This window comes from Rhodospirillum rubrum ATCC 11170 (assembly GCF_000013085.1).
GTDB lineage: Bacteria > Pseudomonadota > Alphaproteobacteria > Rhodospirillales > Rhodospirillaceae > Rhodospirillum > Rhodospirillum rubrum.
On the sequence record NC_007643.1, the window covers coordinates 313397 to 336155 of the forward strand.

Sequence of the window (22759 nt, forward strand, 5' to 3'; positions counted from 1 at the left end):
CTGGGGAGGAAACGGCGAGGCCGGGGGATGGAGGGTCCCCCGTCGCGCGCCCTATCCTCCCTGGGCGATTCTGTTTTTATGGGACGCGAACGGAGAAGCCCACGATGGGGAACGAAACGCTTATCCGCTTGCGACCGATCACAGGGAGATCTGGATCTTGACGTCGGATGGCAGGTGCTGGGCGGCGCGGTCGAAGGCACGGACCGAGTCACTGAAGGGGAAGGTGGCCGAAATCAACGGTTTGAGGTCGATCTTGCCGCTGCCAAGCAGCTTCAAGGTCCGGTCCCAGACATTGGCGTAGCGGAAGGTGCCCGTCAGGCTGATTTCCTTGACCTGCAGGGCGACTACATCCAACTGGGGCTTTTCCTGGGGCATGCCGACGAGGACGATGCGGCCGCCCCGGCCGATCAGATCGATCATCGTCTCATAGGGGCGGGTGCTGCCGCTGGCTTCGAAGAACACGTCGACGCCACGGCCATCGGTCCGCGCCGCCACGGCGTCGGCCAGGCTTTCGCGGGTGAGGTCAACGGTGGTGACCTCGGGATGGCTGGCCAAAAGGGCCAGCTTCTCGGCCGCCACATCGCTGACGATGACCTCGGCGCAGCCGGCGGCCAGCGCGGCGAAGACCACCATCATGCCGATGGTGCCCGCGCCGGTGACGACGGCGATGTCGCCCGGGCGGATCTGCGCCTTGGCGGCGGCATAGACGCCGATGGCCAGCGGTTCGACCATGGCGCCTTCGGCGAAGCTGACGGAGTCGGGCAGGCGATAGGTGAGCGAGGCGGGGTGGACGACCTCGGCGGTCAAGCAGCCATGATAGGGCGGCGTCGCCCAGAAGCGCACCGAGGGATCAAGATTGTACATGCCGCGCAGGGTTTCGATCGACGAGAAGTCGGGAACGCCCGGCTCCATGCACACCCGGTCGCCAACGCGCAGATGGGTCACCGCCGAGCCGATTTCCTCTACGACGCCCGAGGCTTCATGCCCCAGGATCATCGGCTCGGTGACGATGAAGTCGCCAATGCGGCCATGCTTGAAATAGTGGACATCGCTGCCGCAAATCCCCACGGATTTGATGGCAATGCGGACCTCATTGGCCCCGGGCGCCAATGTGCCGGGAATATCAATATCCCTAAGCGAGAGCGCACCCTGACGCTCGAGAACAACGCCCGTCACTTTCATGGCATTCCCTCCAAGGAATGTGATTTCAGCGGGCAGAGACGCTCTGGCCCGCAGGTGTTTTGCGAAGTGTGGAACCCGGGCGGGATCGGGGCTACGCCATATTTTTGATTCAGTGTGCAAAATTTTACATGAGGCCCGATCGCGGCGCGAGCGGTCAAGCCCGATCCGCTTTGGCGATCGCTGGGAGCGTCAGAGGGCCGGCGGGGAGGGAAAACGCGCCGTTTCCCAAAGGCCGGCTTGCTCGGCTAGGATCGTTCGCGGCACGTGGTGTGCGCAGGCCAGAACGGCAAAGGAGCGGACGATGGCGGCGAAGGTTGCGCTTATTACCGGGGTGACGGGGCAGGACGGCGCCTATCTGGCGGAATTCCTGCTGGGCAAGGGCTATGAGGTCCACGGCATCAAGCGGCGGTCGTCGTCGCTCAACACCGGGCGGATCGATCCGCTTTATCAAGATCCCCACGATCCCGACCGCACGTTCTTCCTGCATTACGGCGACATGACCGACAGCGCCAATCTGATCGGGCTGGTTCAGGCCATTCAGCCCGACGAGATCTATAATCTCGCCGCGCAAAGCCATGTCCAGGTCAGTTTCGAGATCCCCGAATACACCGCCAATGCCGATGCGGTCGGCACCTTGCGCCTGCTCGAGGCGATCCGTTTGCTTGGGCTGACCGACAAGACGCGGTTCTATCAGGCCTCGACTTCCGAGCTTTACGGCAAGGTGCGCGAGACGCCGCAAAGTGAAACCACGCCGTTTTATCCGCGCAGCCCCTATGCGGCGGCCAAGCTTTACGCCTATTGGATCACGGTGAACTACCGCGAGGCCTATGGCATTCACGCCTCGAACGGCATTCTTTTCAATCATGAAAGCCCGCTGCGCGGCGAAACCTTCGTGACCCGCAAGATCACCCGGGCGGTGGCGGCCATTCATCTTGGACTGCAAGACGTGCTTTATCTGGGCAATCTCGACAGCTGGCGTGACTGGGGCCATGCGCGCGACTATGTGAAAGGCATGTGGGCGATGCTTCAACAACCCCGCCCCGATGACTATGTCTTGGCGACGGGGGTGGTCCATTCGGTTCGCGCCTTCGTGGAAATGGCTTTTTCCAAGCTGGGGCGCCGCGTGACATGGCAGGGCGAGGGGGTCGACGAGATCGGGATCGACAGCGCCAGCGGCGCCAAACTGGTGGCCATCGATCCCCGTTATTTCCGGCCGACCGAGGTCGAGTTCCTGCAAGGCGATCCGACCAAGGCCCGCGAGCGTCTGGGCTGGGTCGCCGAAACCCCGCTTGCCGAGTTGGTCGCTGAAATGGTCGCCGCCGATCTCGCCGTGCTCAAACGCACCCAGGAGAGTCTGATCACCAATGACTGAGCCCCGCCCCGCGCCCACTTCACGCCCCCTCGGCCAGCCCTTCGATTTGACGGGCAAGCGCGTTTGGGTCGCCGGTCATCGGGGACTGGTGGGCGGCGCGGTCGTGCGCCGTTTGGCGCGCGAGGACTGCGCGGTGCTCTGCGTCGGTCGCGAGGACCTCGATCTAACCCGCCAACAGGCGGTCGAGGCGTGGATGGAGGCCAATCGGCCCGATGCGGTGGTGATGGCCGCCGCCCTGGTTGGCGGCATCAAGGCCAATGATCGGCGCTCGGCCGAATTCATCCACCAGAATCTGGCGGTTCAGACCAATATCATCCATGCCGCTTGGCAAGCCGGCGTGGGCAAGGTTCTGTTCCTGGGATCGTCGTGCATCTATCCGCGCGATGTCGCCCAGCCGATGCGCGAGGACGCCCTGCTCAGCGGGCCGCTCGAACCGACCAACCAGTGGTACGCCATCGCCAAGATCGCCGGCATCCGCATGGCCCAGGCCTATCGCCGCCAATATGGCTGCGATTACATCTCGGCGATGCCGACCAATCTTTATGGTCCGGGCGACAACTTCGATCTTGATGGCGGGCATGTGCTGCCCGCGCTGCTGCGCAAGATCCACGAAGCCAAGGTCGAGGGCCGGGGCGAGGTGGTGCTGTGGGGCAGCGGCGCCCCCTTGCGCGAATTCCTCTATGTCGATGATCTGGCCGATGCCCTGGTCTTCCTGCTCAAGGCGTATTCGGCCGATGATCACATCAACGTCGGCAGCGGCGAGGAAATCACCATCAAGGCCCTGGCCGAGACCATCGCTGGGGTGGTGGGCTATGAGGGGCGGTTCGTTTTCGATACCACCATGCCCGATGGCACGCCGCGTAAGTTGATGGACAGCGGCCGCCTTGCCGCCTTGGGCTGGCGACCGGCGACCGACCTGCGCAGCGGCATCGCCGCCACCTATCGCTGGTTCCTCGACAACGCCGAGCGGCTGCGTCAATAAGGGTTCCCAGAGCGGGATGGCGAAAAGTGTGCGCGGTTTTCGCCTAAAATCCCGCTCTAACATTTAGATTTAGATCAGGATTCAGATTTCAGGTCGATCAGACCTGAAATCATCCTGATCTAGCGGTTTTTTTTGACCAAGGACGTTTTTTAAGTGGGTTTTTTGCGGAAGTCTGGCGGAATGGCGGCGCTTCTGGCCCTGCCCCTCGCCGCCTGTTCAAGCGAACACCAAAGCCTGTCGGCGAAATCGGCCGAGGAACAGCTTCTGATCGCCGTGGCCAGCGACCGGGCGGCCGAGGCCCTGGCCCGCGCCTTGCCCGATCAGGGGGCGGTCTTCATCGATCCGATCAATTTCGAAGGCGTCGAAGGCAAATACGCCATTGGCGCCATTCGCGAATCCCTGGCGCGGCGCGGCATGCGGCTGGCGAGTGACCGCGCCCAGGCCGATCGGGTGATCGAGGTGCGCACCGGCGCCATGGCGGTGGAGGGGAGCGATCTGCTGTTTGGCGTTCCCGGGCTGAGCGCCCCGGTTCCCTTGGCCGGCGCCCTGGAAACCCCCGAAGTCGCCCTCTTCAAAAAGGAAACGATGCAGGGCATGACCCGCTTGACGGCGGCCAGCTTCGATCGGCAAAGCGGCGCCCTGACCGGGGCCACCGGTCCGCGCTTTGGCTTTTCCCACAAGACGAAATGGACGGCTTTGCTGGTGTTCACCTGGCAATCAAGCGATCTGCTGGCCAAGGACTGGGCGGGAGACGCCGTGGAAAGCAAATCGATCGTCGCGCCGGAAATCCGGTTGGAGCGCACGAAGTGATCGCGCCCAATCCCTGGCGGGCGATGACGGCCCAGGATCTCGCCCTGACCTATCCCTTGGGCGAAGAGATCCACAGCGGCTTTCCCGAAAGCCCCGCAGTCCAGCCCGAGCGCTTGGCGCTGTTTCCCGCCGGCTGCCGGGTGGCCGAGGACGCGAAAGGGACGCTTTTGGGCTATTGCATCAGCCATCCCGGGGTGAGCGGCCGGCCCCCCGCCCTTGACAGTTTGCTGGGCGGCCTGCCCGCCGGGGCGGATTGCCTTTATATCCATGATGTCTGCCTGCGGCGCGAAGCGCGTGGGCAAGGGTTGGTCGGCCTTTTGCTGGGCGCTTTGGCCGATCTCGCCCGCGACCACGGCCTGGGCGCCCTGGCCCTGACCGCCGTGGGCGGGGCCGATGGCGTGTGGCGGCGCCATGGCTTCACCGATCAGCCGATCGACGCCGCGTTGCGGGCCAAACTGGCCAGCTATCGCGGCATCGCCTTGCCGATGGTGCGGCGGCTGTAAGCCCCGCTTCCCGTGGGATGAGCCGAAAGGCTATGATGGCGCCTTCCGCCATCCCGCCAAGGACGCTCCCATGAAGGATTTCGCCGGACCCGGCCCGGTCCCTCCCGCTCCGTCCGGCGCGCCGCTTCCGGTGGTTTTCACCGGCACGGCGCGCGCTTATTTTCGCATCTGGTTGGTCAATCTGCTGCTGAGCCTAGCGACGATCGGCATCTGGTCGGCCTGGGCCAAGGTGCGGCGGCGGCGCTATTTCCTGGGCAACACCCAGGTTGGCGGCGCGACCTTCGAGTATCTGGCCACCGGGCTGACCCTACTCAAGGGGCGCTTGATCGTGGTCGCCGCCCTGGCGCTTTACGCCGGGCTCCAGGCCATCGAGCCGCGCGTTTCGTGGCTGCTTGGTCTTGGCTACGTCGTCGTCCTGCCCTGGCTGATCGTGCGCTCCCTGGCCTTCAACGCCCGCAACACCCAATGGTGCGCCGTGCGCTTCGGCTTTCGGGCGCGCTGGTGGGATGGCTTCGTCGCCGCCATCGCCATGCCGTTCCTGGCGCTGATCTCGCTTGGCCTGCTGCTGCCGGTCAGTACCCGGCGGACGGCGACCTTCTGGGTCAATGGCCATCGCCTGGGAGCGGCGGCGTTTTCCAGCGCTCCCCCTTTGGCGCCGCTGTACCGTGCCCTGGGTCTGGCTTTGGCGGTTTTCATGGGGATGACGGCTTTGGCCGGCGGCGCGGTGTGGGGGGGCGCCCTGGCGCTGGCCCTGGCCCCGGGCGAAACGGGGCTCGCCCTCAACACCCTGCCCTTGGTCGGGCTGCTGGTGATCTTCCCGGCTTTCCTTTTCGCCGGCGCCTTGTACCGCGCCCGGCTGCGCAACACCGTTCTTGGCGCGATGACGCTTGAGGGCGGTCACCGCTTCCGCTCGACCCTGTCGGCGCCGCGCTTCGCCTGGATCGTGTTGTCGAACATGGTGGTGACCGTGCTCAGCCTTGGTCTGGCCCATCCCTGGGCGGCGATCCGCCTGTGGCGCTATCAATGCGCCTGCCTGACGGTGATCCCGGCCGGACCGCTGGACGCCTTCATCGAGGCCCGTCAGGCCGAGGGGAATGTCATCGCCTCGGAATTCTCCGATCTTGAAGGCTTCGAGGTCGGGCTGTGACCCCCGGGGCGGCCCCGGTCGTTCACGGCACCCTGATCGAGGCCGGACGCTCGCGCGGCGCGGCGGCCACCTTGGAACCTGTGGCGGGGATGGCGCCGGCGGCCGGTCTGCTGCGCCTGTGCCGGGACGGGGTGGTGGAAACCATCGCCGCCCACAGCCTGACGGCCAGCCCGCCCTTGGCCGGGGTTCCCCGGCGGCTGGTGCTTGAGGATGGGCGGGTGTTCATCAGCCCCGATAACGCGGCGGTCACGGCGCTGCTGCGCGCCGTGGGCGTCCGGCCGCCGGGGGGCTGGATCGCCGCCCTCGAACGGCTTCACCCCCGGCTGATCGGCCTTCTCGCCGTCGTGCTGGTGGTCGTGGTCCTGTCGCTGCGCTGGGGGGTGCCGCTGGCCGCCGATGCCGCGGCGTCTTTGGTTCCCGCTTCGGTCGAGCGCCTGATCGGCGCCCAGGCCTTCGCCGTGCTTGATGGCTCCGTCTTGGAGCCGACCACGGTGGCGGCGGTCCGTCAGGACCGCCTGCGCGCCCGCTTCGCCGATCTGACCAAAGCGGCCGGCCTGTCCGCCGGCGTCGCCCTGGAATTCCGCCAGGGAGGACCCTTTGGCGCCAACGCCATCGCCCTGCCCGGGGGGCCGGTGGTGGTGACCGACGAACTTCTGGCGCTGGCCGGCGAGGGCGACGACGAGGCGGTGGTCGGTGTCCTCGCCCATGAAATCGGCCATCTGGTCGGCCGTCACGGGGTGAAGCGCCTGATCCGGGCCGCCGGATTGACGATGATCGCGACGCTTGCCGTTGGCGATATGGGCGATCTGGTCAGCGAAGCCGCGGCCTATCCGGTCTTGCTGCTTGATCGCGGTTATAGCCGGAGCTTCGAGCGCGAAGCCGATTCCTACGCCATCGCCCTGCTGACCCGCAGCGGCGGCGACCCCGCCTCCCTGGCCCGTGCTTTGGCTCGTCTTGCCGACTTGTGCGGCGCGACTTGCACGCGCGGCGGCTGGTTGGCCAGCCATCCCCCGCTCAACGAGCGCATCCGCGACATTAACGAACCCACCCGCTGAGAGTCCTTGTCGTGGCGTTGGACTTTTATTAAGGCTTGTGGCGTTCTTGTGTTTATTGGGACGAATAAAAACCACATCGGAGGACGTTTCAATGGGGAAGCCCGTGTCCATGCTGGGCTGGCTGGCAACCGCTGTTCTGGGAGCGATCGCCCTCGGCGTCGTTGCTTTGCAGCGGGGGGAAAGCATCAACGCCATTTGGCTGGTGATCGCCGCCGTCTGTACCTACTTCATCGCCTATCGCTTCTACGGACTGTTCATCGCCAAGCGTGTTTTGGGCGTTGACGCCAATCGTCAGACGCCCGCCGTCCGCCGCAACGACGGCCTGGATTACGTGCCGACGAACCGCTACGTGTTGTTTGGCCACCATTTCGCCGCCATTGCCGGCGCCGGTCCGCTGGTTGGTCCGGTGCTTGCCGCGCAGATGGGCTATATGCCCGGAACCTTGTGGATCCTGGCCGGCGTGGTCTTCGCCGGCGCCGTCCAGGACTCGATGGTGCTGTTCTGCTCGACCCGGCGCGACGGTCGGTCGCTGGGCGACATGATCCGTACCGAAATGGGTCCGGTGGCCGGCGCCATCGGTCTGGTCGGCGTGCTGCTGATCATGATCATCATCCTGGCCATTCTGGCTTTGGTGGTGGTCAAGGCTTTGGCGGGCAGCCCTTGGGGTACCTTCACGGTCTTCTCAACTATTCCCATCGCCCTGATCATGGGCGTCTATTCGCGCTTCATCCGGCCCGGCCGCATCGCCGAGATGAGCGGGATCGGCTTCGTGCTGCTGATGCTGGCTTTGGTCTATGGCCAGTCGGTGGCCGAAAGCCCGACCCTGGCCCCGTTGTTCACCTATACGGGCACCGAACTGGCGCTGATCATCATCGGCTATGGCTTCGTCGCCTCGGTCTTGCCGGTCTGGCTGCTGCTGGCGCCGCGTGACTATCTGTCGACCTTCCTCAAGATCGGCGTCATCGTCGGCTTGGCCATCGGCATCGTCATCGTCATGCCCGACATGAAGATGCCGGCGGTGACCAAATTCATCGATGGCACCGGCCCGGTGTTCAGCGGCGCGCTGTTCCCGTTCCTGTTCATCACCATCGCCTGCGGCGCCGTTTCCGGCTTCCACGCCCTGATCTCCTCGGGCACCACGCCCAAGATGATCGAGAACGAGAATCAGGTCGCCTTCATCGGCTATGGCGGCATGTTGATGGAAAGCTTCGTGGCGATCATGGCCATGGTCGCCGCCTGCGTCATCGATCCCGGCGTCTATTTCGCCATGAACAGCCCGGCGGCGCTGATCGGCACCGATGCGGTCAACGCCGCGGCGGTGATCTCGTCGTGGGGCTTCGCCGTGACCCCCGACATCCTCACCCAGACCGCCGCCGACGTCGGCGAATCCTCGATCCTGTCGCGGGCCGGCGGCGCGCCGACCCTGGCCGTGGGCATGGCCCATATCTTCTCGGCGGTCATCGGCGGCAAGGCGATGATGGGCTTTTGGTACCACTTCGCCATCTTGTTCGAGGCCCTGTTCATCCTGACCGCCGTCGACGCCGGCACGCGGGCCTGCCGCTTCATGGTTCAAGACATGATCGGCAGCGTCGTTCCCGCCTTCAAGGCCACCCGGTCGTGGGGCAATAATCTGCTCGCCACGGGCATCTCGGTGTCGCTGTGGGGCTATATCCTCTATACGGGCGTTACCGATCCCTTTGGCGGCATCAACAGCCTGTGGCCGTTGTTTGGCATCTCCAACCAGATGCTGGCGGGCATGGCGCTGATCATGATCACCGTCATTTTGTTCAAGATGAAGCGTCAGCGTCACGCCTGGGTCTCGATCATCCCGGCCACCTGGCTGCTCATCTGCACCACCTATGCCGGGCTGCTCAAGGTGTTCTCGCCCGATCCGAAGATCGGCTTCTGGGCCCAGGCCCAGCGCTTTTCGACGGCCCTGGACGAGGGCAAGATCCTTGGCCCCGCCAAGACGGTGGACCATATGCGTCAGGTGATGTTCAATAACTATCTCGACGCCGCCCTGGCCTTCGCCTTCGTCCTTGTCGTGGCGGCGACCCTGGTCTACGCGGTGATCGCCATCCGCAAGGCGCAGGCGACGAGCCGGCCGACGGCCCTGGAGGTTGGCGGCCCAACGGAGGTTAGAACGCATGCTTGAACTGAAGGCCCTGGTATTCCAGGTCAAGCACGCCGGCCGGATGCTGGTGGGCATGCCCGATTACGACACCTATGTCGCCCATCGGCAGGCCTACCACCCCGATAAGCCGATCATGACCTATGAGGAATTCTTCCGGGACCGACAGGAAAGCCGCTATGGCGGCGGCGACGGCGTGACGCGCTGCTGCTAAGGCGCGCCGCCCAAGGCACGCCGCGACCAAAAGACCGCCGGGCCCGGAGACATCCGCGCCCGGCGGTTTTCGCATGCGGGCACGGCGATAGGGCGCGCGAAATTCATCGATAAGACGCTTTTGATTTTTTAATTTTTACACCAGTAAATCCACTTTTATTTAAAAAATCTTTCATGATTAGGTACTCTGAATCGTTTTTCGGCCCAAGTATGATTTCCAGGATAGGAGGGGTTTTGCGTAAATTAAAAGAAAAAGGGATGTAGGGAATGACGCTTTTTGCACTAGCTCTGTACTGAATATCGGCTATGTTTCCTTCAAATTTTCCTTCTAATAACCGCACAGGCCTATGGATAATCCTCCATTCTTTTTCTTCAGAAAATGCATTGTTTTTGAATGAGGTGCCTATAGACAATAACATTTCTGCGCATTCTGCGCATTTTTGATCCATATCATTATCGCTATTGTCGTCGATGAGTTTTTTTATTTTTTCATTTATTAATTGTATTTGTTGATCTCTGTCGTAGACTACAGGGCAAAGACCTATTGCTGATTTTTCATCTCGACTTTGGTGCCCAGGTCGAAGGTCAAGGCCAAAGCTTACTGGATCGAAGCCGATGGCAACTCCTTGGCCATCATCGGCGTATGCGCGCCATTGAGAAAGGATGTCGCCTCCGGATGAAAAACATCCAATAAAACAAGAAGAAACACTGGGCTTTCCAAGTGTAGCAAATTGATTTTCAGAATCATTTGTTTTTACGTCTTGTCGAATGATTTTATTTTTTTCTAAAATATATTTTAATCGATTTATTAGAGAGATTTCTTCCTCTGAATTTATCTTGAAATTAGAAATTGCATCTTCAATTTTATCGTATGACCAAAATATCTCTTTTGAATCGTTCATGTAGCAAGCGTCTGATAGCCATATTTCTTTGCTATCAATAATCTTCAAGAAAGATGATAAAGAGCAGTAATGGTATATTTTATTCGGAAAAGAAAAGTTGTTCCCGCAACTCATTTCCAATCCCTCTTTTTTTATTAATGTGATTTTTGTTGTTCAAACGTTTTTAAAAGCAACTTTGGTAAGTTTCTTCCGCTAGAGGGCGTCCTTGTCACTAAGAGCAGTATGCTCGGGTTGACAGAGGCTTTAACTCCTGACCCAACAAAAGCAGGTCCTACGGCAAAAATCCAAAAACCGGTGCCGGAGCCAAGACAGCAGCGAAATTAAAGAAGGGAAAAAAGGGGGTCCGGATCGCGGGTCCGCGCCGGTCGGCCCTTATGGGGGGCGGCTGCGGAACCCGTCGATGTGTTGGCTGGGGCGGCAGGGATCGAACCTGCGAATGGCGGCACCAAAAGCCGCTGCCTTACCGCTTGGCCACGCCCCAACCGGACGAGCGGGACCATACTGGCAATCTCGGCGCTGGGCAAGTGTCTGAAAGGCCCCGCGTGCAGGTGATTTTGCCCTGGTCGTCCCGAGCGTTGTCTATTTGGCCGCGGCGAGGACGGCCGAGAGGAAACATCCGGCATTGGCACGCAAACTGCCGATCCGTTCGACCAGACTTGTCGTGGCCCGGCTCATCAGCCCGACCGAGGCCGAACTGGTGCGCGACAGGGCGCGGACATCGGCGGTGGCCTGGGAGATGGCATCGACACTGGTGGCGACCTGACCGATGTTGCGCATGATTTCGCCCTGGGCGGCCTGCTGTTCGGTCACGGCGGCGGCGACCTGTTCGGTCACCAGATCAAGTTTTTGGACGGTGCCGATGATCTCGCCGATCGAAAGCGCCGCCTCGGCGACGGTTTTTTGGATATTGGCGACCTTTTCCTCGACCTGGGCGGTACCGCCGGCGGTCTGCTGGGCCAGGGTCTTGACCTCGCCGGCGACCACGGCGAAGCCCCGACCGGCTTCCCCGGCGCGGGCGGCCTCGATGGTGGCGTTCAGCGCCAGCAGATGGGTTTGGCGCGAGATGGTGTCGATGAAGCGGGTGGCGTCCGAGATGCCCTTGGCCGCCTCGGTCAGCTTGGCGACGACGCCAGCCAGGGCGCCGGTGCGCTCGCTGGCCTCGCTGGCGATCTCGGCGGCCAGACTGTTCTGGCGGGCGATTTCGCCCATCGATGCCGAGATTTCCTCGGTGGCGCCGGCCACGGTGTTCATCGCCATCGCGGTTTCCGTGGCGTTCTGCTCCAGATCGTGCAGGCGGGCTTCCAGGGTTTCGGCATCCCTGGCCATGGCGCCGGCGGTCTGATCAAGGGTGGTCCCGGCCTCGGCGACCTCGCCGGTCAGGGTCAGAACCGTGTCCTGGAACGAATTGGCATGGCCGGTGATCTTGATGCTGGCGCGGTCGCGCTCTTCGGCGAAATACACGTCGAGGACGGCCAGCATGTCGATGTAGACGGCGCGGATCGCCGCCCGCAATCCCCGGGCCAGAGCCTCGGAGCGCAGCCCCTTGGCCTGGGCCATGCGCCCGGTCAGGCCGCAGAGCACATGGGAATAGGCGGCGAAATAGATCGACGGGGTGATGCCGCGATCGACGTGGGCCTTGCCGATGCGCTGGGCCTGCGAGGCATGGGCTTTCCAGTCGCCCTTGAACAGCACCTCGACCCAATGGCGGCGTTGGGCCAGACGGGCGCGTTCGACGGATTGGGCGGAGCCGAACATCGCGTAAAGCTCGGGGGTGCGCGAGACGGTGTCATAAAATTCGCCCAGAAGGTCATCGATCATCGAGACCATCAAGGGGTGGATCTCGTTTAGATCCTCGGTCAACCGGGCGTCGGCCTTGAGGAGGGACAGGGTCGGATTCGGCATGTACATTCTTGGATCTCCGCGGTCTTTGGCGCTGCCGGTTCGCTTAGGAAGCGCTTATGGCCGGGGCGGAACAACCGGGAAAAAAATGAGGGCGCCCGACCGGCGCTCTCGGCCGGAGTTATGTCTTTGAAGCGAAGATCCGTGGTTTTTCATGCCTAAAAGACATTTTCGGCGGCTGGTTTTTCATTCAGCGAGGCAAGCGGCAACGAAATCCGCAAGGGGCATTCCAAAACGCATATCCGACTGGAAAAGGGGGATTATCCGGGGGGCCGGGGCACGAAGGAGGACGAGGGAGGAAACGCTCCGCCCGTCCGCTCCGTCATAGGCCGCCGCTCGAGTCGTTGGCGGAGTCCCGCAGGTTTGCCGGCGTCTTCCCCGGCTGAACCGGTTTCCGGGGACGCGCGCCAAAATAGAACCTTAAAAATACATCTCTTTAGGGTTTTTCGATGGTTTTACCGATGAGTTAATGACCGTCGGCTCTTCGGGGGGGCTGACCGTCTTCGGCGGGCCTTGCCCGGTGGAGGTGCCGGGAAAGCGCTGCGGATGGCGCCCTCAGGCGGGGCGCCTCACAGGGTGAAAGCCATCCGGCTCGTTGATTTCACGGCCTTTTAAAAAAGACGGATCGGTCCGTCAAACCGCAAGCGCGGCGGGAACCCGGGCGGTATCGCCGATCAGGCGGTCGGCCGAGGCCCACCATGACCCATGCGTTTCACGCAATGAAGCCATGCCGAAATCGGCGGAGGTCTGGTCGGCGAACAGACCAAAGCAGGTGGCGCCGCTGCCCGACATGCGGGCGAGCAGGCAACCCGGCAGAGCCGCGAGGGTGCGCAAGACCTCGTCGATCACCGGCTCGATCCGACGGGCCGGTTCGGCGAGGTCGTTGGTCCGCCGTTTGAGCGCCTCGGCCAGGGCCTGGGCGCTGGCCGGGCTTTCCGTCAACGGGTTGGCGGCGGAAAAGCCGCCCTGGCGGGCCTTGAACACCTGGGGCGTGGGCACCGCCCGACGCGGATTGACCAGCAGCAGCCAAGCTTCGGGCAGGGGCGGGGCGGGGGTCAGATGGTCGCCGATGCCGGCCATGGTCACGGCCTTGCCGACCAGGCACACCGGCACATCGGCGCCCAGCTCGGCGGCTAGGGTCAGCATCTCGGCTTGCGGCAGGGCGATCTTCCACAAGCGCGACAGCGCCCGCAGGGTCGCCGCGCCATCGGCCGAGCCGCCACCGATGCCGGCGGCGACCGGTAGGCGCTTGATCAGGGTTAACCGGGCATCGGGCCGGTGACCGGCGCGCTCGGCCAGCCGCCGCGCCGCCCGCAGAATGATGTTGTCGTCTTCGGCGTCGAGCAGGGCGGCGGTGGGGCCGGTCATGGCAAGCGACAGCCCTTCGGCCGGGCAGGCGATCAGCGTGTCGTGGGCGCCGCTGAAAACCACCAGACTGTCGAGGTCGTGATAGCCATTGGCGCGCCGCCCGGTCACGTGAAGGGTCAGATTGACCTTGGCGCAGGCCGCTTCGATCACGCTGTCGGCGGCGGGAAAGACTGCTGTCATCGGGAAGGTGTCCGCTGGAACGGCAAAGGATCCTAAAGGGCGGCGATCGGCCCGGTCACGGGGACGGGGCCGAAGGCGCCGCGCCTTAAGGGGTGGCGGAGGTCGGCTGGCGCTCGGCCGGGCGGCCGGCGGAGCGGGGAACCACCGGGCTGGGGGGGGAAAGCCCGGTATCAAGCTTCTTTTGAATGCTGGCGCTGAGGTCGGCATCGTCGGCAAGCGACAGGGCGCGTTCCCATTGATAGCGCGCCTCAAGCCGGCGGCCGACCATCCAATAGGCGTCGCCCAGGTGATCGTTGATGGTGGCGTCGTCGGGGGTTTCATGGATGGCCCGTTCCAGAATGCCCACTGCTTCGGCGTATTCGCCCAAACGGAAATGGGCCCAGCCCAGGCTGTCGATGATGTAGCCATCCTTGGGCCGCTGGGCCACCGCCCGTTCGATCAACTGCTTGGCCTGATCGACATTGATGCCGTTGTCGAGCCAGGAATAGCCCAGATAGTTGAGCACGAAGGGCTGATCGGGGTTGAGGCGCAGGGCCGTCTGGAAATCCTGCTCGGCCAAGGGCCAGCGGTCGGTGCGTTCATAAGCCACGCCCCGGCCGAAATAAACCGCCCAATGCCGGGGATCGGGCGCCCCCATGCGGGCGATGGCGGCGGAATAGGCGGTAGCGGCCTCGGCGAAGCGCTGATCCTGGCGCAGCAAATCACCCTTTTCGATCAGCGGGTCGGGTCGGCTGGGGAAATGGGCCGCCAGCTTGTCGAATTCGACCACGGCGTCGTCGATCTTGCCCTGGGCGCGCAGGCTTTCGGCCTCGGCCAGCCCGGCGGCCAGCATCAAGGTGTCGTGGCTCTCGATCCCGCGATAGGCGGCGATGGCGTCGTCGTGGCGGTTCTGGCCGGCGAGAAGCTGGCCAAGAAGTAATTGGGCAAGCGGGAAGTCGGGTCGCAGGTGCAGGGCCAGCCGATTGAACATCGTCGCCGTCTGTAAATCATTGTCGGCGAGCAGCGAGGCGGTGCCGTAATAAAGCTCGGCCATGCCATCCTTGGCGGTGCCCACTTCGGGAGCGGGCGGCGTTCCGCCTTCGGCGAAACCGGCCACGGCGTTGTCAAGCAACAGGCTGTCGGGGAAGCGCTGGCTGTAATCGGCGGCCAGGGCGCGGGCGCGGGCGGCCTGACCGGTGCGGACGAAGAAGCCGCCGGCCAATTGCACCCCGCGCAGCGACGGCCGCTCGCCGCCCTTCACATAGGCTTCGTAAAGCTCGCCGGCCTTGGCCTTATTGCCCAATTGCTCCTGAAGAAGGGCGCCATGCAAGGCGCGCAGGGTGGCATAGCCGGCGTTTTTGGAAAGCTCGTCAAGGGCGGTCATCGCTCCGCCGGCATCACCGGCGCCGGCCCGGGCCCAGGCCAGGGCGACGGGAACCAGAAAGCTGTTCAGCCCCTGGCGGTTCTGGCCGTTGATCAGGGTCGCCGCCTCGCGCATCTGGCCGCGTTTGGCCAGATCGGCGCTGATGACCAAGGGGGCGATGGTGGCGGTCGGATCGCTAACCATCAGCCGCGAGGCCAGTTCGGCCGCCTCGCCGACCTTGCCTTCGACCGCATTGAAGAAATAGGCCCGGCGCAGCAGATTGAGATTATCGGGATCGTCGGCGAGCGCGGTCAGATAAAAGGCCGCCGCCGCTTCGGTATCGCCTTCGGCTTCGGCGTGGCGCGCCGCCAGATAGCTGCCCAGGCCCGAGGGGGCGAGGGCGATTTCCGAAGGCGGCGTGGTCCCGGGTCGATTGGCCTCGCCAACCTGACCGTTGGCGCACCCCGCAGGCAGCACCGCGACCACCATTGCCAGGGCCGTGCCCATCACCGAGGCGGCGAGACCATGCCGCATGATCGCCATTTCGCGCTCCACTTCACCGGGGCCAGACAGCAGCGTCGGCCGCTAAGGGGGGGCGACGGGGGGCTTGTCAGCCGCCGTCGCCGGGTCGAACCGGGCTCCCCCATCCGAGGGGGATGTCCCTACATATTGGGATAATTGGGGCCGTCGCCGCCTTGGGGCACTACCCAATTGATATTTTGCGTCGGATCTTTGATGTCGCAGGTTTTGCAATGCACGCAGTTCTGGGCGTTGATCTGCAGCCGTTGGCCGCCAGCGGCGGCGTCGTCGATGAATTCATAAACCCCGGCCGGGCAATAACGGGCTTCGGGCCCGCCATACAGCGCCAGATTGACCGCCACCGGCACCGTGGCATCCTTCAGCGTCAGATGGCAGGGCTGGTTTTCCTCGTGATTGGTATTGGAGAGGAACACCGAAGACAGGCGATCGAAGCTCAGTTTGCCGTCGGGCTTGGGATAGGTGATCTTCTCGCAGGCCTCGGCCTTCTTCAAAGAGTCGTGATCGGCGCCATGGTGGGACAGCGTCCACGGCGCATGGCCGCGCAGCACCAGGGCGTCCAGGCCGGCCAGGGCCAGACCGGCCCACAGGCCATGGCGGAAGGCCGGGCGGATGTTGCGCACGCCGCGCAACTCGCTCCACAGCCAACTATCTTGAAGCCGGGCGGTGTAATCGGGAACCTCGCCCGCCGTGCCGCGCCGCAGGTGATCGAACACCGCTTCGGCGGCGACCATCCCCGACTTCATCGCCGTATGGGTGCCCTTGATCTTGGGAACATTGAGGAAGCCGGCCGTGTCGCCGACCAGAACGCCGCCGGGGAAGGTCAGCTTGGGCAGCGATTGGAGGCCGCCCTCGGCCAGGGCGCGGGCGCCATAGGCGATGCGTCGCCCGCCCTCGAACATCCCGCGCAGGCTGGGATGGGTCTTGAAGCGCTGGAATTCCTCGAAGGGCGACAGCCAGGGATTGGGGTAATCAAGGCCGACGACGAAGCCGACGGCGATCTGATTGTTGTCCAGATGATAAAGGAACGACCCACCGTAGGTGTTGGTGGGCAGGGGCCAGCCGATGGTGTGCAGGATATGGCCCTGGTGGTGGTTCTCGGGCGGAACCTCCCACAGCTCCTTCAGTCCGATGCCATAGGTCTGGGGCTGGGCGTCTTTGGTCAGGTCGTAGCGGGCGAGCAGCCCCTTGGTCAGCGAGCCGCGACAGCCCTCGGCGAAGATGGTGACGCGGGCCAGCAACTCCACCCCGGGGGTATGGGCCGGCGTCGGCTGGCCATCCTTGCCGATGCCCATGTCGCCGGTGGCGACGCCGCGCACGGCGCCCTGTTCGTCATAAAGCACTTCGGCGGCGGCGAAGCCGGCGTAGACCTCGACCCCGGCGGCTTCGGCCTGTTCGGCCAGCCAGCGGCAGACATTGCCCAGGCTGACGATGTAATTGCCGTGATTGTTCATCGTCGGCGGCAGCGGCATGCGGATGTGGTTGGGTTCGGTCAGGAACCAGAAGCGATCCTCGGTGGCCGCGACGTTGAGCGGCGCCCCCTTGGCCTTCCAATCGGGGATCAGCTCATCCAGGGCGCGGGTTTCGATGACGGCGCCCGACAGGATATGGGCGCCGATCTCCGAGCCCTTCTCAAGAACGCAGACCGAGCAGGGGGTGCCGGTCTGCTCGGCGAGTTGACGTAGCCGGATCGCCGCCGCCAGCCCCGAGGGACCACCGCCAACGATGACCACGTCGAATTCCATCGCCTCGCGCTCGCTCATCGCCCCTGTCCCCCGTTTCTCGCCGTTTTGCCACAAGCAGGCCCCTCCGCCCGAAGAGCTTCGGCGCGGTCGTTAGACGGTGATAGCATAAACCCTCCTTCCGTTAAAAAAATGCTGCATGGCACAGCGCCATGATAAGAATATTTGGCCATGAGCACCGACGCCCTTCCCCCGCCGCCGGCCCGACAGGCCGGCCCGCTTTCCGCTCCCGGTTCGTTCCTCGGCCAGGGGGGCGAAGAGGGGCATGGCTTTGATCTCGCCGGGCTTCTTGGCTGGTATCTTGAAGCCGGGGTGGATCTGGCGGTGGGTGACAGCCCGCTTGACCGCTATGCCCTGAGCGAACGCGCCCCCGTCCCCCGGGTTGCGCCGCCCGCCGCCCGCCCGCCGACGCCAGCGGCTTCGCGTCCAACCGGGCGAACCCCGGGCGGACCGCGGATCGAGGATGGTGGCCCCAATGACGAACCGCCGACCCAGGCCGAAAGCCAAAGGGCCGCGTCGTTTCTCGCCGCCCAGGCGGGCTCGCTCGAGGACCTGCGAACCGCGCTCGATTCCTTCCGCTCCTGCGCCCTGCGCCGCACCGCGACGCAAACGGTCTTTGCCGACGGTTGTCCCCAATCGGGGATGATGATCATCGGCGAGGCCCCCGGGGCCGACGAGGATCGGCTGGGACGACCCTTCGTCGGCGTCTCGGGCAAGCTGCTTGATGCCATGCTGGGCTCGATCGGTCTTGATCGCGCCGACAGTTGCTACATCACCAACGTCGTGCCCTGGCGCCCGCCCGGCAACCGCAAGCCCACCGCCGACGAGGTGGCGCTGTGCCTGCCCTTTCTCGAACGCCATATCGCCCTGGTCCGCCCCCGGCTGATCCTGGCGGTGGGCGGGCTGGCCGCCCAGGCGCTGTTTGGGCGGAGCGAGGGCATCACCCGCCTACGCGGCCACTGGCATGACTATGAGGGCCCCGGGCTTGACCGGTCGGTGCCCGTCCTCGCCACCTTCCACCCTGCCTATCTGCTGCGCACCCCGGCGCAAAAGCGCTTGGCTTGGCGCGACCTGCTGGCGCTGCGCCAGCGGCTCGATAGCCTGCCCAGCCTGTCATAAGGACAAGGCCCGCGTCCCGGGGCTGACTTGGGGCCGGGGGACGGCTATAAACCGCTGCGGGGATTTCAGGGGCGAAGGGGCTTTACCTCATGGGGATGTTTCCGGTCGGCCGCTGGGTTCGGACCGTGGCTTTGGGCTGCTGCCTGATGGCGGGCGCCGGATCGGCCGCCGCCAAGCCGCCGGGGGCGGTGCTCGGCCAAGCCGATGTGGCGCGCTATCGCACCATCTTCGCCCTTCAGGACAAGGGGCTGTGGTCGGATGCCGACCGCGAGATCCTTGGGCTTGAGGATCCGCTGCTGATGGGGCATGTCCGCTATCAGCGCCTGATGCATCCCACCGCCTATCGGGCCAATGCCGACGAGTTGCGGACATGGCTGGCGACCTATGTCGACCATCCCTGCGGTCAACGGCTGTTGCGGCTGGCCCAGCGCCGGGGCGTGGCGCCGCCGATCGATCCCGATGCCCCGCTGTTTGGCGATCTGGGCAGCGGAGAGGTGGGCGACGGGCCGGGCTGGGGTTTGGAGGGCGTCTATCCGCCGGGCCAACGCCCCACCGCCCAGGAGCGCTGGGAGATTTTCCTGCAAGCCCTGGGGGCGGGGCAGACCCTGCGGATGAAGGAGCTGATCACCGGGGCGCGCAATGGCGTGCTCGCCGATATCGACCAGGACCGCATGAAGGCGGCGCTGGCCTTCGCCTATTTCGTCGAGGGCCGCGATGAGTGGGCGATCGCGTGGGCGCGCGAGGCGATCGCCCGTTCGGGCAAGCGTTTGCCGATCGCCCATTGGGCCGGCGGTCTGGCGCTGTGGCGGAGCGGCAAGCCGGCCGAGGCCCTGGGCCATTTCGAAGAGGTGATCCGCGCCCCCGGGGCGTCCCCCTGGCTACGCTCGGCCGGAGCCTTCTGGGCGGCGCGCAGCGCCCTGCGGGCCCGCCATCCCGAGCGGGTCAGCCTTTTGCTTGAACGGGCGGCGGCCGAGCCGCGCACGTTCTATGGGCTGGTGGCGCTGCGCGCCCTTGGCCGGCCGATGCCGTTTTCCTGGAACGCCCCAAAGCTTTCGGAGCGCGCCTGGGAGCGGCTGGAGCGGTTGCCCGGGGCGCGGCGGGCGATGGCCCTGGTGCAGATCGGCCGATCGCGCGAGGCGGCCGAGGAACTGACCCCGCTTTACGCCGCCGCCGGTCCCGAACTGCGCGATGCCCTGTTGGGGGCCACCCTGGCCCTGGGCCTGCCCACTCTGGCGCTCGACATCGGCCGCACCGATCCCCGGGCCGGCGATGTCGCGCGCTTTCCCCTGCCGCCCTGGTCGCCCGATGTCGGCTGGTCGCTTGACCGGGCGCTGATCTATGCCTTCGCCCGCCAGGAAAGCGCCTTCGATCCCCAGGCGGTCAGTCCGGCCGGGGCCTTGGGGCTGATGCAGTTGATGCCGGCCACCGCCTCGCATGTCGCCGGCGACCGGGCTTTGGCCGATGCCGAAGGCGGCGAGGTTTTGTTCCAGCCGACGGTCAATCTCAGTTTGGGGCAGGCCTATCTGGCCGAGCTTCTGGCCAGTTCGCAAATCCGGGGCAATCTTTTCTTTCTAGCCACCGCCTATAACAGCGGTCCGGGTCGCTTGGCCGGCTGGCTGCGCGAAGGGCGCTATGACGAGGATCCGCTGCTGTTCATCGAAAGCATCGGCAGCCGAGAAACCAGACTGTTCATCGAACGGGTTCTGACCAATTATTGGGCCTACCGCTCGCGTCTTGATCAATCGCTTTCCTCGCTTGACGCGGTCGCCGCCGGGGACTGGCCGCGCTATCAGGCCGCCAAGCCGGCGCGCTGAGTTCCCCTTCTTCTCCCCCGTCTGTAAGGACCTTCCCCCATGGCCGGTATCGACGAGTCCAAGCCTTTCCTGCCCGTGCGCATCGCCATTTTGACGGTTTCCGACACCCGGACCCTTGAGAACGACACCTCCGGGGCGACGCTGGTCGCCCGGCTTGAGGGGGCGGGCCATGTGCTGGCCGACCGGGCGATCGTCAAGGACGACGTGGCGGCGATTCGCGCCCGGCTGGAACGCTGGATCGCCGATCCCGAGGTCGACGTGGTGATTTCCACCGGCGGCACCGGCGTGACCGGGCGCGATGTCACCCCCGAAGCCTTTCAAGGGCTTTACGAGAAGGAAATCCCCGGCTTTGGCGAGTTGTTCCGCTTCTTGTCCTATCCCAAGATCGGCACCTCGACCATCCAGTCGCGGGCGACCGCCGGGGTAGTGCGCGGCACCTATCTGTTCGCCCTGCCCGGATCGACCGGGGCCTGCAAGGACGGCTGGGACGGCATCCTGGTCTGGCAGCTCGACAGCCGCTATCAGCCCTGCAACTTCGTGGAAATGATGCCCCGGCTGATGGAGCATATGGCGCCGGCCGATCATTAAATCCGCCCGCCCCAGGGTGGAGCGGCGAAAAAGGCGTACCTTCCCTGCCGCTTCGCCCTGGGGTGTTGAGCGTCGATCTCCTGGCTCGAAGGCAACTTTCCGTTTTCCGACAAAGGGTAATGGAAAAAACCTAAAGCTTTCTATCCGTTCATTTGCCCCTATTCTGACAAGGCGTATTGTCTAGCAAGGGTTGTGCTTGCTCTCGTCCCCGGGGTTGTTTGTCTTCTTCTTGTTTTCGCTCGACGGAACCGTGTCCGTGCTTTGGCGTTAATAAATTGTTCGGCATTCGGACGGAGGACGAAAACATGGCAAAGCATCCCGGTTTGGTTACACGACGCCCCCTCTCCTTTGGCACGACTACCCCGGGTTACGACCTGGGCCGGTCGGCTTCGCGGATTTCGGCGCGTCGGACGACCACCCCGCTTCGACGCCTGCTGATGATCGGCGCCGCCCTGAGCGTGGCTGGATTGACCGTCATGGCGGGCCCCCCCGCCGCCGGCGCCATGGAAGGCGCGCTGTCCTCGCCCACGGCCCGGTTGATCGAGCATGGTCTTGATCCCGCCACGCCCGAGCAGGCGCGCCTGGAATTGCGCGATCTGTCGGTTGATCCCGGCAACCGCGACGCTGCCCCCCTGGTCGCCTGGGCGGAAGACCGCCGCTCGTGCTGGGCCGGCGGCGGAAGCGCTGCCCAGGAGTGCCGCCTTGACGTCAACGCCGCCCTCGAGCGGCTGAGGGCGACGGCCGGCCCGGAGTCCCTGGGCGATGGTCAGTTGGTGATGGTCTTCTTCGAGCCCGGCGAGAGCGGGCTGGGCGATCCGACCGCCCGATCCCTGGTCTCCTCGGTCGCCCATACCCTTCAATCGGGTAATCTGCGGGTGCGCGTGACCGGCTATGCCGATCCCGGGGAACTTTCGGGGAACACGCCCCAGGCCGTCGATCTGGCGATGGAGCGGGCCCGCGCCGTGGCCTGGAGCCTGCAACAAGAAGGGGTGAGCGCCGGCGATGTCATTCTCTCGGCCCGGGTCAGCGTTGATCCGCCGACGCAAACGGGCAGCGACGCCGAGGACGCCCTCGCCGCCACGCGGGAACGCCGGGTGGAGATGATCATCGAAGATGCCGCCGTGGCCAATGGACCGTCGAGCGATGAAACGGTGGTTGGCGCCACGTTAATGGCGAAAGGCGACTGACGGCGCGGCCCCGGCCGGCGATCCTCCGTGATCGGGCTTGGGGTGGAGGGACCTTGGCACGGGTGATAAGCTGCCCAATATGGGGGATAGGCCCGGTACTTCGGGGTCATCTCCGCCCCTTGGCCCCCCCCTCGGCCCGTCCCTTGAACGGAGCGCCTTAGGCATGACCGACGAAACCGTCTATGAGCGAACGACCGAAGGGATCACCGTGCGCGTGCTTCCAATCTTCCTCGACGAGCAATCCGAGCCCGAGCGCGGCCATTATCTGTGGGCCTATCAGGTTCTGATCGTCAACCGCGGGGCGCGGACCGTGCAACTGATGCGCCGACACTGGATCGTGACCGACGCCTTCGGCCGGGTTCAGGAAGTGGAAGGCGAAGGCGTGGTCGGCGAGCAGCCGATTCTCGCGCCCGGGGCGCAGTTTGATTACACCTCGGGCACGCCGCTGCCCACGCCCTCGGGATTCATGGGCGGCAGCTATCTGATGCGCGACGACACCGGCCGCGAGTTGACCGTCGCCATTCCCACCTTCAGCCTCAACAGCCCGGAATCGGCGGGGCATCTGCACTGATCGCCACCCCGGTTTCGGCTGGCGGGGGGCAAGGAAAGAGGCAATGCTTGCGTCCCCCGGGTGAAATCTCCATGTAGGACCCTGCGGGGTAAGGCGGTCCCGAGGCGGCGGGCGC

The 22759-nt window shown here is 64.7% G+C and carries 19 protein-coding genes and 1 tRNA gene; 13 read left to right on the forward strand and 7 right to left on the reverse strand.

Going from position 1 to position 22759, the window contains the following annotated elements; all coding sequences use genetic code 11:
- Positions 1 to 138: 138 nt before the first annotated feature.
- Entirely contained in the window at positions 139 to 1182 is a 1044-nt protein-coding gene (locus RRU_RS01325; protein ID WP_011388005.1) for an NAD(P)-dependent alcohol dehydrogenase, read from the reverse strand.
- A gap of 301 nt (positions 1183 to 1483) precedes the next feature.
- Between RRU_RS01325 and gmd the strand changes: the two genes are divergently transcribed.
- From gmd to RRU_RS01365, 8 genes are all read left to right on the forward strand, one after another.
- The gene (gene gmd, locus RRU_RS01330; protein ID WP_011388006.1) at positions 1484 to 2554 is read left to right on the forward strand and encodes a GDP-mannose 4,6-dehydratase; all 1071 of its coding nucleotides are present in this window, start codon (positions 1484 to 1486) and stop codon (positions 2552 to 2554) included.
- Positions 2547 to 3536 carry a GDP-L-fucose synthase family protein gene (locus tag RRU_RS01335; RefSeq protein ID WP_011388007.1) on the forward strand — a complete coding sequence of 330 codons (990 nt, stop codon included), beginning with the start codon at positions 2547 to 2549 and terminating at the stop codon, positions 3534 to 3536. The genes gmd and RRU_RS01335 overlap by 8 nt, the downstream gene beginning before the upstream one ends.
- A 180-nt stretch (positions 3537 to 3716) precedes the next feature.
- Positions 3717 to 4346 carry a DUF6655 family protein gene (locus tag RRU_RS01340; RefSeq protein WP_014625904.1) on the forward strand — a complete coding sequence of 210 codons (630 nt, stop codon included), beginning with the start codon at positions 3717 to 3719 and terminating at the stop codon, positions 4344 to 4346.
- The gene (locus tag RRU_RS01345) at positions 4343 to 4849 is read left to right on the forward strand and encodes a GNAT family N-acetyltransferase (protein ID WP_011388009.1); all 507 of its coding nucleotides are present in this window, start codon (positions 4343 to 4345) and stop codon (positions 4847 to 4849) included. Before RRU_RS01340 ends, RRU_RS01345 begins: the two co-directional genes overlap by 4 nt.
- 70 nt (positions 4850 to 4919) lie before the next feature.
- Positions 4920 to 5996 carry a YjgN family protein gene (locus RRU_RS01350; RefSeq protein ID WP_011388010.1) on the forward strand — a complete coding sequence of 359 codons (1077 nt, stop codon included), beginning with the start codon at positions 4920 to 4922 and terminating at the stop codon, positions 5994 to 5996.
- Positions 5993 to 7051, forward strand: a complete 1059-nt coding sequence (locus RRU_RS01355) for a M48 family metallopeptidase (RefSeq protein ID WP_011388011.1) — start codon at positions 5993 to 5995, stop codon at positions 7049 to 7051. Before RRU_RS01350 ends, RRU_RS01355 begins: the two co-directional genes overlap by 4 nt.
- Positions 7052 to 7142: 91 nt before the next feature.
- Entirely contained in the window at positions 7143 to 9206 is a 2064-nt protein-coding gene (locus RRU_RS01360; RefSeq protein ID WP_237703818.1) for a carbon starvation CstA family protein, read from the forward strand.
- Positions 9199 to 9396 carry a YbdD/YjiX family protein gene (locus RRU_RS01365; protein ID WP_011388013.1) on the forward strand — a complete coding sequence of 66 codons (198 nt, stop codon included), beginning with the start codon at positions 9199 to 9201 and terminating at the stop codon, positions 9394 to 9396. Before RRU_RS01360 ends, RRU_RS01365 begins: the two co-directional genes overlap by 8 nt.
- Positions 9397 to 9499: 103 nt before the next feature.
- Here the strand turns inward: RRU_RS01365 and RRU_RS01370 are convergent, their stop codons facing one another.
- From RRU_RS01370 to RRU_RS01395, 6 genes are all read right to left on the reverse strand, one after another.
- Entirely contained in the window at positions 9500 to 10297 is a 798-nt protein-coding gene (locus RRU_RS01370; RefSeq protein WP_162470596.1) for a DUF2971 domain-containing protein, read from the reverse strand.
- A 406-nt stretch (positions 10298 to 10703) separates the two neighbouring features.
- Positions 10704 to 10778, reverse strand: a tRNA-Gln gene (locus RRU_RS01375).
- A 98-nt stretch (positions 10779 to 10876) separates the two neighbouring features.
- Positions 10877 to 12199, reverse strand: coding sequence for a globin-coupled sensor protein (locus tag RRU_RS01380; protein WP_237703819.1), 1323 nt, complete (start codon positions 12197 to 12199; stop codon positions 10877 to 10879).
- Positions 12200 to 12829: 630 nt separating this feature from the next.
- The gene (locus tag RRU_RS01385) at positions 12830 to 13744 is read right to left on the reverse strand and encodes a 4-(cytidine 5'-diphospho)-2-C-methyl-D-erythritol kinase (RefSeq protein ID WP_011388016.1); all 915 of its coding nucleotides are present in this window, start codon (positions 13742 to 13744) and stop codon (positions 12830 to 12832) included.
- An 85-nt stretch (positions 13745 to 13829) separates the two neighbouring features.
- On the reverse strand, positions 13830 to 15629 hold the full coding sequence (locus tag RRU_RS01390; RefSeq protein ID WP_011388017.1) for a tetratricopeptide repeat protein: 1800 nt from the start codon (positions 15627 to 15629) through the stop codon (positions 13830 to 13832).
- Between the two features lie 119 nt (positions 15630 to 15748).
- Positions 15749 to 17386 carry an electron transfer flavoprotein-ubiquinone oxidoreductase gene (locus RRU_RS01395; RefSeq protein WP_011388018.1) on the reverse strand — a complete coding sequence of 546 codons (1638 nt, stop codon included), beginning with the start codon at positions 17384 to 17386 and terminating at the stop codon, positions 15749 to 15751.
- A gap of 150 nt (positions 17387 to 17536) precedes the next feature.
- Between RRU_RS01395 and RRU_RS01400 the strand changes: the two genes are divergently transcribed.
- The 5 genes from RRU_RS01400 (at position 17537) to apaG (ending at position 22644) form a co-directional block, all read left to right on the forward strand.
- Positions 17537 to 18484 carry a uracil-DNA glycosylase gene (locus tag RRU_RS01400; protein ID WP_011388019.1) on the forward strand — a complete coding sequence of 316 codons (948 nt, stop codon included), beginning with the start codon at positions 17537 to 17539 and terminating at the stop codon, positions 18482 to 18484.
- 89 nt (positions 18485 to 18573) lie between these two features.
- Complete coding sequence (locus tag RRU_RS01405) at positions 18574 to 20298, forward strand: lytic transglycosylase domain-containing protein (protein ID WP_011388020.1); 1725 nt, start codon at positions 18574 to 18576, stop codon at positions 20296 to 20298.
- Positions 20299 to 20337: 39 nt separating this feature from the next.
- Positions 20338 to 20886, forward strand: coding sequence for a molybdenum cofactor biosynthesis protein B (gene moaB / locus RRU_RS01410; RefSeq protein WP_011388021.1), 549 nt, complete (start codon positions 20338 to 20340; stop codon positions 20884 to 20886).
- Positions 20887 to 21191: 305 nt separating this feature from the next.
- The gene (locus RRU_RS01415) at positions 21192 to 22073 is read left to right on the forward strand and encodes an OmpA family protein (protein ID WP_011388022.1); all 882 of its coding nucleotides are present in this window, start codon (positions 21192 to 21194) and stop codon (positions 22071 to 22073) included.
- Between the two features lie 163 nt (positions 22074 to 22236).
- On the forward strand, positions 22237 to 22644 hold the full coding sequence (apaG, locus tag RRU_RS01420; protein ID WP_011388023.1) for a Co2+/Mg2+ efflux protein ApaG: 408 nt from the start codon (positions 22237 to 22239) through the stop codon (positions 22642 to 22644).
- Positions 22645 to 22759: the final 115 nt, after the last annotated feature.

Excerpts from the sequence above, each read along its gene's own strand:
- RRU_RS01325 (WP_011388005.1), bottom strand. The coding sequence starts at position 1,182 with ATGAAAGTGACGGGCGTTGTTCTCGAGCGTCAGGGTGCGCTCTCGCTT.
- gmd (WP_011388006.1), top strand. The coding sequence starts at position 1,484 with ATGGCGGCGAAGGTTGCGCTTATTACCGGGGTGACGGGGCAGGACGGC.
- RRU_RS01335 (WP_011388007.1), top strand. The coding sequence starts at position 2,547 with ATGACTGAGCCCCGCCCCGCGCCCACTTCACGCCCCCTCGGCCAGCCC.
- RRU_RS01340 (WP_014625904.1), top strand. The coding sequence starts at position 3,717 with ATGGCGGCGCTTCTGGCCCTGCCCCTCGCCGCCTGTTCAAGCGAACAC.
- RRU_RS01350 (WP_011388010.1), top strand. The coding sequence starts at position 4,920 with ATGAAGGATTTCGCCGGACCCGGCCCGGTCCCTCCCGCTCCGTCCGGC.
- RRU_RS01360 (WP_237703818.1), top strand. The coding sequence starts at position 7,143 with ATGGGGAAGCCCGTGTCCATGCTGGGCTGGCTGGCAACCGCTGTTCTG.
- RRU_RS01365 (WP_011388013.1), top strand. The coding sequence starts at position 9,199 with ATGCTTGAACTGAAGGCCCTGGTATTCCAGGTCAAGCACGCCGGCCGG.
- RRU_RS01370 (WP_162470596.1), bottom strand. The coding sequence starts at position 10,297 with ATGAACGATTCAAAAGAGATATTTTGGTCATACGATAAAATTGAAGAT.
- RRU_RS01380 (WP_237703819.1), bottom strand. The coding sequence starts at position 12,199 with ATGCCGAATCCGACCCTGTCCCTCCTCAAGGCCGACGCCCGGTTGACC.
- RRU_RS01385 (WP_011388016.1), bottom strand. The coding sequence starts at position 13,744 with ATGACAGCAGTCTTTCCCGCCGCCGACAGCGTGATCGAAGCGGCCTGC.
- RRU_RS01390 (WP_011388017.1), bottom strand. The coding sequence starts at position 15,629 with ATGGCGATCATGCGGCATGGTCTCGCCGCCTCGGTGATGGGCACGGCC.
- RRU_RS01395 (WP_011388018.1), bottom strand. The coding sequence starts at position 17,386 with ATGAGCGAGCGCGAGGCGATGGAATTCGACGTGGTCATCGTTGGCGGT.
- RRU_RS01400 (WP_011388019.1), top strand. The coding sequence starts at position 17,537 with ATGAGCACCGACGCCCTTCCCCCGCCGCCGGCCCGACAGGCCGGCCCG.
- RRU_RS01405 (WP_011388020.1), top strand. The coding sequence starts at position 18,574 with ATGGGGATGTTTCCGGTCGGCCGCTGGGTTCGGACCGTGGCTTTGGGC.
- moaB (WP_011388021.1), top strand. The coding sequence starts at position 20,338 with ATGGCCGGTATCGACGAGTCCAAGCCTTTCCTGCCCGTGCGCATCGCC.
- RRU_RS01415 (WP_011388022.1), top strand. The coding sequence starts at position 21,192 with ATGGCAAAGCATCCCGGTTTGGTTACACGACGCCCCCTCTCCTTTGGC.
- apaG (WP_011388023.1), top strand. The coding sequence starts at position 22,237 with ATGACCGACGAAACCGTCTATGAGCGAACGACCGAAGGGATCACCGTG.